This is a genomic window from Bacillus sp. 179-C3.3 HS (genome assembly GCF_047229225.1).
Lineage (GTDB): Bacteria > Bacillota > Bacilli > Bacillales > Bacillaceae > Bacillus.
The window spans coordinates 1-13,077 of the sequence record NZ_JBFEFT010000011.1 but is presented as its reverse complement, the minus strand read 5'-3'; the positions used below and the strand labels follow the sequence as shown (position 1 = coordinate 13,077).

Below are 13,077 nucleotides of genomic sequence, written 5' to 3'. Positions count from 1 at the left end.
GATTAAGCCTCATGTGTTACATCACGATCCTCTGTTTTATCTTTCATGAGCTTTGGTACAAATGGTATAAGCATCAACACGACAGTTAAAATGATTAAACCGATGATGCCTATTCCGAATTCGTCACCACTTCCGTATTGAATGGACATATACACATCCGTAACCGGGTTTGTGAAATAGAAATTCGGCATGACCAAATCAATTAACGGCGCTACAAAGAAGAAGATCAGTGCAGTTGTCGCCATCCAACCTGCGATTGATCCGAACAGGAAGGCCGTACGAATAAAGGCAGAACATGTCACCAATAGCAAGATCGTAAAGATTGACCATTGAATGGCTTGATCATCTGCGAGCTTATAAATATTGAGTCCAAATAAGCTGATCATCAGGCCAACCATTAGATTCAATAGGCCAAACAGCGCGGCTTTGACTAGCATTGGAACGTTTGAATAATACGAGCTAAAATAACCAATCAATAAGCTGCTGATCATAATAATGACCAAAATAACGACTGGCGGTACAGTTTGCGTTTTTTCTTCAGGCACATCACCACTGATTTTCAATGGATTGGCTAAGTGGTTGTACACATAGTTGCTGTTCCCTTGATCACTTAAAGTATTGCCTAAAATGCCATTTAAATCTTGTTGAACAAGCTTCGTTGAGTCAACGTTTTTGCCCCAGTTTTCATTGAGCGTATCAGCCTTTTCTTGAACCGTCGTGACACTCTCTTCAATGTTGCTCGTATAATCAGCCACACCTTTTTGGCGGTCTGTTAAAGAGCTCATGTTCTCGGACAAGCGAAGCACTTCTTGACCAATTGAGTCTTGGGCACTGACCACAATGGAGCTACCTGCAAGATCTGCTGTATACACTGCATCACCTTGATCAGCCATTTGCTCTGCCACATTGTTCGCACTTTCAGAGATCGTATCTAATTCCTGCTCCATACTGGCATGCTGAGTTGTGATATATTCTGCATAGCCCTCTGAAAATTGTTTCATCTCATCAATAAATGCAGACACATCATCATTCGATGTGAGCATCTGATTCTTTAACGTATCCCAGCGATCCGTCTCCTCTTGTTTGATTGTGAGAATGGACTGAATGCTGTCTTTTTTCGTGTCAAGTAAAGCTGAATGATTCGATGGTTGATAGAATTGATTGAGCATCATCTCTAACTGTGAAAGCTGATTGGAATAATCCATTAACTTTTTGGTTCTTGTTGTACTTGTTTTAAACTCTCTCTCAAAGAGATCTTTCTTAAAGAATCCATAGATTGGTGAGTTGCTTTGTTTCAGCTCTTTCACCTTTCTTGTTATAGAGGTTTCTTGATTTTTGATTTCATTTGGAAGCACATTATATCTATCTAGCCACCTTTGAATCGTCTTTTCAAGTTTCTCTACTTGTTTTGAAAGAGCCTCAAGCTCCTTACTTAGCTGACTCACTTTACTTTTTAGTTGATCATTGTGTGCAGTCGCTTTTTCTTGAATGTTCTTTTTCACTTCTTCTAGACGTAGAGAGAGTGCTTTTAGATCATCTTTCGATTGATTCGTATTTCCGGTATCTGGCTGAGGGGATCCATCATTCGGTGTTCCATCGATCCCATTCGTTGGAGGTGTCGTCCCTTGTTCAGCCAATTGATCGGCTAGCTCATCCATTTCTGTTGAAATTTGTGAGAGCTCGTTTGTTTCCTCATCTAAGTTAATGCCGATTTCTTCAGGGTTTTCATCATCTTGATCTGTTTGCCCATCTTCACCTGGATCATCCGGTTGTTCAGGTGCATCGATGAGTTCATCTCTTTTCACCTGTAACCTAGCCTGCAATGTCTCCATTTTCTTCCCGTAGTATTCCAGGTATTGAGCTTCATACTCTTTAATCAGCTCTTTTTGAGAGTCTTCCACAAGGGCTGTTAATCCTTTCATCTGCACAGGTATGGCTTCTTCTCTCGACTTTTGAACAGATTGAATGGCACTATCCGTTGTTTTCAGCTGATTTTGCACGTCATTCATATCTGTTTTTAGCCCGCTCATTTGCTCGCTAAAGCTGCGGGTATTTTGGCTTTGAATGTCTGCTAGCTGTTTGAGCCCTTGCTGGATTTGTTTTTGACTCGCAGATTGCGCTTTGATCAATAGATCTTTTTTCTTTTCTTGATATTGTTGGTATTGATCAACCACTTGAATGAAATCCTTTAGCTGACTCTTTGCTTCTTCAGTTGTACTCAAGCCGTCTTTATACTGCTTTTGTGACTCAGCCATTGCATTTTTCAATTCTTCAATTTGGCTCTTTTGCTGCTGGACCGCGTCAGATAATTTGTTTGAGTTTGGTTTATAGAAGTTATACATCGTATTCTGGAATTCAACTTCTTTACCGACGATATTCTCAAACTCTTCTCTGACATGATCAATTTCCTGTGACACAAAACTCCAGTATAAGGTCGACATTTGTTCATTCATTTTCTTTTGGGCATTTTCAAGCTCTCGCTGCACTTTTTCTTTATTGACTGCATTGAGCTGATCTTGGATTGAAAATTCAATGGCCGCCTTTTCTGGATGGTCTTTATCGTAACTGAGCACGTTTTTTGAGAAATCAGACGGAATGTAGAGGACTGCATCGTATTTTCTGTTCTTCAGTCCATTTTCTGCTGCACTCCGATTGACGACTGTCCATGTATAATCAGGTCGTTCCGATAATGCTGCAACCACATCTTGTCCAAAGCGAGCAGTGTTTTCACTTTCGCTCGCTCCCATATCCTCATTCACCACCGCAATATTACGTGTGGCATTCTTCTTCTGCTTCGCCGGATCATCCCCTATGAGGTTGAAAAACAAAATCGGCAAAACCAGAATCAAGATCATGGTGGATATCATTTTTATTGAGCTTTTATGCTGTTCTGTCATTGAACACTCTTCCTTTCTACCGCACATAAAGGAACCTGGATTTTAATTTCTTTTCCATTCTCAACGAGATACCCAAAGCCTGGCTGTATCTCTGGTTCTTGTCTTGCATACGGAAGCGGTATAATGTTTTGCTCTGATTTTTTCATGAGCAACATTGCATGACGAACTTGTTTGATTTCATTTGTCAATGCATCATAGCCTTTACTAAATTCTGTATGGTTCCCTGACGCAATGAGGCTAAATCCTAAATGTGCATAGGATTTCATGAAATCAGCCAGTTGGTCTTGCAAGCGTGAATCGACCGTTTGTTGAAAGCGTGTGATGCCATCTATCACGAGTACAATTTGTGAGAATGCTAACTGGTCTGTCTCTCCTTGGCGAACAGCTTCGACATACATCTCTTCTCGCACTTTAAATATGCGATCAATTTCCTCGGCCCATTCTGTGATGTCATCCTTTGTTTCAAGGTAATCGATGTTGTCTTCTTTTGCATAATGAGATAGACCACGATCAATCGAATCAAACACTGCTAATTTTTCAGGCTTTGCTTCTAATAGCTGATCGAGCATGATTTTTGTGACATTCGTTTTGCCTCGCTGTGTTTGACCTATAATGAGACAATGCTTATTCTTCTTCAGATCAAAGTACACAGGTGCAACAGATTCCTCATCTAGTCCTACTGGAATATCGTAAAGGTTTGTCCGTTTATCTAGACGGCTTTCAAGCTCCCATACTGTGAGCTTGTCAGGCAACATTGGCACAGGCCTTGGTTTCTCATTCTCTGCAAACCGATCATGAAGCAGCTGGATGTCTTCTTTCAAATGCTCAAACAACTCAAGGTCATTATCACCCTCAACTGGCAAGAACATTTGGGCAAAATAAAGCTCTTCTTTATTGATGATGACGCGACCTGGGATCGGCTCTAAGCTGAATTTCGGTCGACCAATCATTGAATATGCCTCACCTTGATCCATTAAGTAATGAACAATCTTTGTTTTCAAGTTGTTCATCAAGGATTGACGTACTGCGTTTACACGAGTCGCTGTGATCATAAAGTAAATGCCAAGTGACTGCCCATCACGACTCAGTTGAATAAACTCAGATTCGAGATCGTGCATTTCATCTTTTACAATGTCAAAGTTATCAATGACGATAAAGATGAATGGTAGTTTCTTCTCGTTTAAGGCATTGTACATTTTGATATGACTCATTTCTTGCTGTCTAAATAATCGCTTGCGATATTCAACCTCTTCACGCAGACGCTTCATGGACTTTTGAATCTTTCGCATTTGATCCATTAAGAAGTAGTCCGCTGTGTGTGGCAGCTTGGCAAGTGGAAGCAGGGTTCCATTCCCGAAATCATAAATGTAAGCATGCCATTCTTCCGGTGAATATCTCTCAGCAAAACTCATGAGCAACGTCGTAGCGGCAATGGATTTACCATAACCAGATGACCCAAAGATGCCAATATTCCCATCTTCCATCATTTGATAGGACAACGGGTGCTGGCTCTGCTGATCCGGCTCATCCACAAGCGCAAAATGGAAGACATGTTCTTCGCTCGACGCATAACGCGATTTCGGTATACGCTCTTCAAGCGGTGGAAGCCATGGACTTGGAAGCTTCTCAATCCCTAGCTCCTCTTGCATTCTTTCAATTTCATCCACAACGGCGGAAATTTCCGTCACGGTCTCTTTTTTCTGTTTTGGTTCTGTACTTACACCTGATAACGGAATCAAACCAGTATCGGTCACAATGGCAATGTCATCTTCTGACCCGTAGCCATCCTCCATATAAGGCGCACCACTCCAAGCCGATTGGAACAATTCGTAGATCTCATTGTTTCCAACCTGTAGATAGCCTCGACCTGTGACGGTAATGGACGCCGCATCGCTATTTTTCAAAATTTCCTTACTATCTGAAGCATCTTGTACTTTTAAGGCAACCTTAAAGCGCGAGTTACTCCAAATTTGATCATCGATCACTCCGCCTGGTTTTTGTGTGGCTAAAATGAGATGAACACCGAGGCTTCGTCCAATACGTGCTGCACTGACGAGCTCTCTAATGAAATCTGGCTCCTCACTTTTTAGTTCAGCAAACTCATCAGAGATTAAGAACAAATGTGGCATCGCCTTTTCAGCCTTTTTCTCCTTATAGAGCTTCGTATAATCATTGATGTGATTCACCTGATATTGATCAAACAATCGCTGTCTTTTCTTAAGCTCACTCTTAATTGAGGCAAGTGCTCTTTCACTAAAGTTCTTACTGCCTTCAATGTTGGTGATGGTCCCAAGTAAATGTGGAATATTTCGAAACGGCTGTGCCATTCCTCCACCTTTATAATCAATCAAGAGAAAAGCGACTTCGTGCGGATGAAAGTGTACTGCCAACGACAAAATATACGTCTGTAAAAATTCACTTTTCCCTGAACCCGTTGTTCCAGCTAATAGACCATGTGGTCCATGTGCTTTTTCATGCAGGTTCAGATCGACAAGATCATTTTTCCCTTTATATCCAATTGGGACAGATAATGATTTTGCTGTTTCACTAGTCAACCATTTTTCTCGAATGCCGATTTCCTCTACCTGTTTGGCATGAAAGAGGTCAAGGAAAGAGACTGTCTCTGGTATCGAGTTGGTCATTCCGACTTGGTGCTCTAACGTTCTTAATGTTCTAGCAAACTGTTCATTGTCATCTCGCTGATGTCTATCAAGCTGGAAGGGAATTCTTACAGCCTTCTTATGCTGAATTAGAATATCGCCTTCTTCATCGTTAATATAACGAACCAAAGTCGAGATATTCTCAGCCAAGCTTTCTTTCGTTTCTGCTGCAAAGATAATGGAGATACCAAGATCTGTTCGACTACCTTCTAAGTATTCTAAAATGACATGCTCAGCAATGAGCTCATGATTTGTCACGATGAACACAAAGTGAGGCGAATAGATTTTTTTCTCTTTCTCTTCTTCTAAATCACGCTCTCGCAAAATTTCATAAATGGAGGACAGCAGCTGATCTCGCGTTTGTTCATTGTAAATAAAGCCTTTCCCGTATGTATGGGGTAGCTGGAAATGCGGCAACCACTTCATCCATTCCCAATTCTCATACTCATGTTCATGAAAGATAAAAACAAATCTCAAATCATGATAGCTATGTGAAAAAGCAAGCTGACCAACAAGCTGGTGAAGCTCTTTTTTTACAATTGCTGGTTTTCCAATTAATCCTGTAGGGCCGTCAGCAAGACCAAACGTAATTGGAACATCCTTAACCTCTCGATAGACGCGCTGCATGTGTTGTGTTTGCTCCATTAAATCATCGATATCACGATTGGCTAAATCTCCACCACTCGTTGATAACTCATAGCTTGATGGAACAGAGCCCGTTCCAAGACGCAACTGTAAAAAGTCATCACTCACAAGCGTCTTTTCCCAAATCCGTCCACTAATTTCTGACGTGAGGTACTTCATTTGTTCAAATGACGGATAGTGATACTTGAGAATGTATTGCTGGCGATCATATAACTCCTGTAACTCTTTCCGCTTATTTTCTAGATAGAGAGAGTATACGCGTTGCCTTTTCTCTTCACGTCTCTTACGCTGTGACTTCTCTTTAAAGTATTGAACAGACGATGTAATTAACGTCATAATAAACATCGCCATCGACACGATAATAAAGATGCCTCGTGGCTGCACTAGTGCGACAATTCCCATGACAAGAAGCATCACAAGTGGCGGGAGGACAACTAGCCATAGTCCTCTGTTGTTATTCTCACTCTCCTGTGAAGGAAAGCTAAACGACACCCGATCATCAGGCAGATCATAGATCAAACGTGGTGTACGTCTATATAATGGGTATTTTTGTTTTGTTTCCGTGCTTGGTTGTGTTGTTTTTTCTAAGCGCGTTTGAAATGGCTCGTATCCTGTCACTTGTAATAAATCATTCTCTTTGAATAAAATCGTTAAAAAGTTCCAGAACAGCTCATCTCCGGCCTGGATCCTCTCTGGTCCGTTTATTTTCTTCCCATTCAAATAAATCGTCTCATCTTGAGGCATGACATACCAAGTACCTTCAATCTGCTCAAGCATGAATTGTTTGGCATCTTGAGACATCGAATGAGCTTGCTCTTTCCATATATCTGCATCATCTTGTTCTGTACTCGCAAAGGAAACTTCTACTCTATTTCCTAGGTAATAAAGATTCTGATCATGCTGTGCATCCATTAAAACGAGGGTGATTTCCCCTATCTTGTACGGCTCATTCGGGAGTAATCTGCCTTCCTGATGTTCTTTTCGATATACAAGAAAATGGTCTTTCTGTTCATCTGGAGATAAACGGATCTCTCCCTCATCAAATGAAATCGTCGGAATCGTCACTGTATGTTCTAGTTCAGGTCCAATCACAGCTTCTCGATTGAACTGTTCATCTAACCGGACCGTTTGATAATCATCCTTATAAAAAACCCAAAGCAGACTCAAACGCTCCACCTCCTCGTAGGACAGCACCAACTGCCAATTGTATTGAAAGGATTATTTTTTCTCATCTTTTTTCGTCTCAGAGGTTTTCTTTTTCTCATTCAATTCTTTTTCTTTATTTTCTTGATCAGGTTTCGCCTGTTCTTTTTGTTCAGTTGTTTCTTCGGTTTGACCTGTGTCTGAAGAGTCATTGGTGCTTGTCTCAGTCGTTTCGTTCTCTTCGTATTTTTCCATTTCTTTTATGATTGGATCTATTTGTTTTTGTTTTTCTTCAGCCGATAGACTGTCATCACTTTGAATTTCATTGCGATAAGCGACGAGTGCTGTGAAGATGTAACGATCGTCCCCAAGTACCCGCGCCATATCAAGCGCTTCTTTGCTATTTCCTTGTCCGATGTGAATCCAGAAAAGGAAGTATTGCGGATCTGTTTGCAAAGTATACGTATCTGCAATTTCTTTTTTATGCTGATCTAATAGCAGATTGCCTTGGTTCGTTTGCACATACGAAATGGCCAGTTCGTATTGTAGTGAAACCGGCATTTTATGCGGTGGATATTTCTCTAATGTATCCACCACCTGGCTGTACTGTTTGTTGAGATAATATTTATTGGCTTCGACATATGCTTCTTGCTTCGGCATCGCGAAAAAGAATGTATAAACGGTATACACCAGCGCCGGAATTAAGAGAACAAGAAGTCCTAGTCCAATGTATCGTTCTATTTTCCATTTCTTTTTCGGAATGGTTAAGAGCGTTTTTTCCTTCGTTTCGATGGCTTTTATCTTTTGTTGAATGAGAGCCGATAGTTCTTCCAACGAACTCGCTTCACTGATCTCTTTTGCCAGTTCTGATAATTTCAACGTATCATGGTAAGTCAAATATTCTTGAAACTGATATTCGTGATCAACGACTCGTAGGACAACAGCTTTGACCTCTTTTAAAAGACGATTCTCATCCGTTTCGTATGGTGGAATGCTTTCCTTGACTCCATAATGCAAAAATGCAGGTGCTAAGCCCTGATGAAAAACGATGTTTTCAGGAGAAACAATGAGATGCAGACGCTTCACGTCGTGTTTGCAAACTGCATCGACAAGCTGGTATGAAAAAATCCATTTGCTTTTTTCATCTTTTGCATGGATGAAACGGAATTCCTGATAGGAAGAAGGCGGTTCAATTGAGATGATGACCTCACCTTCAGTTACTTGAATCTCTTTTTTAAAGGAAGGATTGATATCTTTAATTGGTGCCGCTTCTAAACCGTCTAAGAGCTTAATGGTCTCTTTTTGAAAAATGAAGGTATACGTTCCTTCCTCCTTTTTCATGACTGCTTCTAATTGTTCTTCTAAATAGGAACTCTTTTTATCTACCATTTACAAAAGTCCTTTCATAGTATTTCCAGCCTGTCCCCTGTCGTAATCCCACAGTCTGACAGCTTATATTCGCCTGAAAACACAGCTTTCTTATTGACGACACGTACCCATCCACCTTCTCGTTTCGGCAGTGAGATTTGTTTGGCTTGCCAGGTAATATGAATGACTTGTTTAATCTGTAAATAATTTGATAGTCTCAAATCAAACACACTACCATCATAATTTTTTAAGTCGATGGTAATATCGATATACACAAATTTCCACCTCACACAATAGAAAGAGCGCCGATATCAACTGACAGACTCGGCGCTTTTTCTGCATTTTACACTAGATAGGAAATGACTAAGATTAGCCGCGGATTTGGCTAGCGATGTCTTGGTCAGTGCTCTCAAGTGTATTTGCAGTTTGTTCAAGCTGATTGCTGACATCTGTTAATAGATCAGACATTTTAATGAATGAAGGCTTTAACTGCTCGTATTGATCAGCGAATGCTTCACTAGAAGCACCTTCCCACATTCCTTTTAGGTCAGTGATCATTCTATTTAGACGATCAACTTGGTTTAACACCTCTTGACTTTCAACACCGTATTGCTTAGCGGTTGCTCTTAGTTCTTCTGGGGTTACGCGAATAATTCCTGACATATTCCTCATTACCTCCTGTGCTTAGCCACCATATAATGGGCTAATCCACTTATTTTTTGACGTTATCATTATAAAAACAGAAATGATACACAGTCAAACAAATCTGTTTTTATTTTACAAAATGAGTCTATAGAATTACTCTATTTTTGATGTTTATCTATTATTTTACATATTATTAGTCATTTCTTCTCAATAAAACCAGCTTCATCTAGGTGAATCTTTCCTCCTATTATCTTTTTACTATGTTATGAATGTACTATTTCTTGCCAACTACTTTATCACCATGAATTTTTAGCACTTCTTGAATCTTTTTTTTATTTTATGACATTTCTATTGATTTACGGATCTGCTTCTCTTCATAATATAAGTACATGACATATTCAATAAAGCAGGGATTTTTTATGAAAAAAAAGACAGATCCGTTTAAGTATAGTCTTGATCGTTTAGAGGATGTAGCTGATCAAATTAGTGATGTGCTTCATTGTCCAATTACGATAGAAGATACTCATCACCGATTATTAGCCTACAGTACACACAATGATTTCACTGATCCCGCTAGAACCTCAACCATTATCTCCCGTCGTGTACCAGAAAAGGTCATCAACCGGCTTTGGAAAGACGGGATCATACCAACTCTTCTTAAAACAGACGTACCACTTCGTGTCGATCAAATTGCCGAAGTAGGTCTTTCTAGCAGAGTCGCCATTTCTATTTGGAAAGACAAAGAAGTACTCGGGTTTATTTGGGCGATAGAATCGTCACGCCCTTTTACAGAAGAAGAAATGGAACTACTGAAGATGGCGGCGAATGCCGTTAAAAACAAATTGCTCAATTTACAAATTCGAAAAACAAAAACAGAAGAGCGAAATCAAGAACTTTTTTGGAAAATGCTCACAGGTCATATTCATGAAAAAGATGAGATGCTCGATCTCTTTATGAGACTTGGCATGAGGTGCCCGGATACGTTTGCCATTCTTATCTTCCGCCTACATGATGAGCTCACAGAGGAGACAGAAAAGAAGCTGTCTTATCTACTTGAAACAACACAGCGAGTACAAGTGTTATTAACGACTGTTGATTTTCGCGAATTGATCATCCTTGTTTCGCCAAAAACGGAATATCCGCTTCAAGATATGAAGCAATTCACCAACAGCATGTTACAACAATTGGCGGATCGCTATCAAATCCATCACGTTCAAGCAGCTATTGGTGGGATCTATGATCATATTTCACACATCCAACCTTCCTATAAGGAAGCACTCGCTGTCTTGAAAACAAAGGATCGTTTTCCGATTGAAACTGAGCGTTTAAACAGCTTTTCTGAACTCGGCATTTATCAATATTTGGATGTGCTTGCGGAGAAGAGGAAAGGGTCGTCTTATTCAAGTTACTCTTTATCAAAACTTGAAGATTACGACTTGAAGCATCAATCAAATTTGGTGGAGACACTTGAACGATTTATTGACTGTGATAGTAATGCCAACATTGCTGCCAAGCAATTAAATATCCATATCAATACCTTGAATTATCGGCTAAAGCGAATTACAGACATCGCAGAAATTGATTTGAAAAATATGAATGAGAAAATGACGATTTATCTTGATATGAAGCTAAGAAACGTCCCTTTGTGAAATTTCACAAAGAGGCGTTTTTTTATTTTTTATTTCAACCGAAGCATTTTTCAAACTTTCAGGATACACTAAACATACAATATCAATACATAAGCATAGGAGGAATAAACATGATCATCGGCATTCCGAAAGAAATTAAAAACAATGAGAACCGTGTGGCATTAACACCAGGAGCGGCTTCTCAATTACTTTCTGCTGGACACCAGATTTTAATTGAAACAAACGCCGGTTATGGAAGCGGTTTCAACGATGACGATTATGTATCTGTTGGTGCAACGATTGTTCCACTTGCAAAAGATGTATGGGCAGCTTCTGATATGATTATGAAGGTGAAAGAACCATTACCTGAAGAATATGCATATTTTAGAGAAGGACTCATCTTATTTACGTACTTGCATCTCGCAGCAGAACCCTCCCTGGCTGAAGCATTAAAACAAACAGGCGTCACAGCCATTGCTTATGAAACCGTAACGGACGGAAAATCACTCCCTCTTCTCACCCCTATGTCTGAAGTAGCTGGCAGAATGGCCGCTCAAATCGGTGCACAGTTTTTAGAAAAGCCAAAAGGCGGAAAAGGTATTTTGCTGGCAGGCGTACCGGGCGTATCAAGAGGTAAAGTCACGATCATTGGCGGAGGTGTTGTAGGAACCAATGCAGCGAAAATGGCCATCGGACTTGGCGCAGATGTCACACTCATTGATGTCAATGCAGAAAGATTACGACAGCTTGACGATCAATTTGGTCATCAAATGAAAACATTAATGTCCAATCCCGTCAATATTGCAGATGCTGTTAGGGACGCGGATCTTCTGATTTGTGCAGTGCTCATACCAGGTGCCAAAGCACCCACACTTGTGACAGAAGAAATGGTGAAACAAATGACACCTGGCTCCGTCATTGTAGATGTGGCCATTGACCAAGGCGGGATTGTCGAAACAGTCGATCATATCACGACACATGATCAACCGACGTATGAAAAACATGGGATTGTACACTATGCAGTCGCAAATATGCCTGGTGCGGTTCCAAGAACATCAACTGTCGCATTAACCAATGTCACGGTTCCTTATGCCCTCCAAATTGCGAACAAAGGGGCTGCAAAGGCTATCAAGGAAAATCAAATGATCGCTGAAGGCGTGAATGTGATGAATGGACATATCACGTATGAAGCTGTTGCACATGACCTCGGGCTTGATTATGTCCCATTAATGGATGCCATTGACCGTTCCTCGATGACAGAAGCATAAGAACCTAAACCGTCCTTTATTGGGCGGTTTTTATTGTTAACCTAAAATAAAAATAGGTTGACAAACTATCCCCTTCCGATTACTCTATTTGTACAGATGAGACAGGGGGAAACATCATGCAAAAGAAGACAAGAACTGCTGACTTTGTGTTAGTCGGAATGTTTGCTGCACTCATGGCCATTGGTGCAAATATCACATCAGTCGTCCCATTTTTACAGGTCGGCGGAATTCCACTCACGATGCAACCATTTTTTTGTTTGCTTGCGGGACTCTTACTTGGCAGACGTCTCGGGGCATTAGCCATGATCGTATATGCCTTGGTGGGCATCGCTGGCGCACCTGTATTTGCCAGCTTCTCAGCAGGGCTCGGAGTGATTTTAGGGAAAAGTGGTGGATTTGTATTATCATATATTCCTGCTGCATGGCTTACCGGATGGATTCTTGAAAAGAGAAAGAACCCTGGTTTTGCAAGCTTTCTATTGGCAGCCATTACTGGAACGACCGTGATCTATGTGATTGGCGTCACCTATATGTATGTTGCCTTACATATATGGTTGAATGCACCAATCTCCTACCAAATCATATGGCTCTCGATGCTTTGGTTCATGGTAAAAGATTATGCCTTTACGATTTTACTTGCCATGCTGGCACCGAAAATTTACCGTTCCGTTTCGAAAGCTACATCCTTTCGAAAAGAGCAAACGGCTTCATAAATGAACAAAAAAGGTTCCTCCATGGGAGGAACCTTCAGATTGTAGAGAAACTCATGTTTTTCTACAATCTTTTTTATTTTAAAGGTATATATGTTGAATGAAATGTATCG

The 13,077-nt window shown here is 40.5% G+C and carries 8 protein-coding genes; 3 read left to right on the top strand and 5 right to left on the bottom strand.

The annotated features are described in order from the left end of the window. Positions 1–2 precede the first annotated feature (2 nt). From esaA to AB1K80_RS08730, 5 genes are all read right to left on the bottom strand, one after another. Positions 3–2,897: a type VII secretion protein EsaA gene (esaA, locus tag AB1K80_RS08750; RefSeq protein ID WP_412856237.1), complete on the bottom strand. Its 2,895-nt coding sequence runs from the start codon at positions 2,895–2,897 to the stop codon at positions 3–5. Beyond that, positions 2,894–7,369 (bottom strand): type VII secretion protein EssC, encoded by a 4,476-nt coding sequence (gene essC, locus AB1K80_RS08745; RefSeq protein WP_412856236.1) that lies wholly within the window; start codon positions 7,367–7,369, stop codon positions 2,894–2,896. The genes esaA and essC overlap by 4 nt, the downstream gene beginning before the upstream one ends. Positions 7,370–7,420: 51 nt before the next feature. Beyond that, positions 7,421–8,734 carry a type VII secretion protein EssB gene (gene essB, locus AB1K80_RS08740; RefSeq protein ID WP_412856235.1) on the bottom strand — a complete coding sequence of 438 codons (1,314 nt, stop codon included), beginning with the start codon at positions 8,732–8,734 and terminating at the stop codon, positions 7,421–7,423. A gap of 14 nt (positions 8,735–8,748) precedes the next feature. Continuing rightward, a complete protein-coding gene (locus tag AB1K80_RS08735; protein WP_412856234.1) occupies positions 8,749–8,988 on the bottom strand; it encodes an EsaB/YukD family protein in 240 nt (79 codons plus the stop codon). A gap of 94 nt (positions 8,989–9,082) precedes the next feature. Next, positions 9,083–9,376: a WXG100 family type VII secretion target gene (locus AB1K80_RS08730; RefSeq protein ID WP_412856233.1), complete on the bottom strand. Its 294-nt coding sequence runs from the start codon at positions 9,374–9,376 to the stop codon at positions 9,083–9,085. A 401-nt stretch (positions 9,377–9,777) separates the two neighbouring features. Between AB1K80_RS08730 and AB1K80_RS08725 the strand changes: the two genes are divergently transcribed. The 3 genes from AB1K80_RS08725 to AB1K80_RS08715 all read left to right on the top strand — a co-directional run bounded on the left by AB1K80_RS08725 (position 9,778) and on the right by AB1K80_RS08715 (position 12,967). Continuing rightward, positions 9,778–11,007, top strand: a complete 1,230-nt coding sequence (locus AB1K80_RS08725; RefSeq protein WP_412856232.1) for a PucR family transcriptional regulator — start codon at positions 9,778–9,780, stop codon at positions 11,005–11,007. Positions 11,008–11,117: 110 nt separating this feature from the next. Beyond that, complete coding sequence (ald, locus tag AB1K80_RS08720; protein WP_412856231.1) at positions 11,118–12,254, top strand: alanine dehydrogenase; 1,137 nt, start codon at positions 11,118–11,120, stop codon at positions 12,252–12,254. A gap of 116 nt (positions 12,255–12,370) precedes the next feature. After that, positions 12,371–12,967 (top strand): biotin transporter BioY, encoded by a 597-nt coding sequence (locus AB1K80_RS08715; protein WP_412856230.1) that lies wholly within the window; start codon positions 12,371–12,373, stop codon positions 12,965–12,967. Positions 12,968–13,077 lie beyond the last annotated feature (110 nt).

Excerpts from the sequence above, each read along its gene's own strand:
- esaA (WP_412856237.1), bottom strand. The coding sequence starts at position 2,897 with ATGACAGAACAGCATAAAAGCTCAATAAAAATGATATCCACCATGATC.
- essB (WP_412856235.1), bottom strand. The coding sequence starts at position 8,734 with ATGGTAGATAAAAAGAGTTCCTATTTAGAAGAACAATTAGAAGCAGTC.
- AB1K80_RS08730 (WP_412856233.1), bottom strand. The coding sequence starts at position 9,376 with ATGTCAGGAATTATTCGCGTAACCCCAGAAGAACTAAGAGCAACCGCT.
- AB1K80_RS08725 (WP_412856232.1), top strand. The coding sequence starts at position 9,778 with ATGAAAAAAAAGACAGATCCGTTTAAGTATAGTCTTGATCGTTTAGAG.
- ald (WP_412856231.1), top strand. The coding sequence starts at position 11,118 with ATGATCATCGGCATTCCGAAAGAAATTAAAAACAATGAGAACCGTGTG.
- AB1K80_RS08715 (WP_412856230.1), top strand. The coding sequence starts at position 12,371 with ATGCAAAAGAAGACAAGAACTGCTGACTTTGTGTTAGTCGGAATGTTT.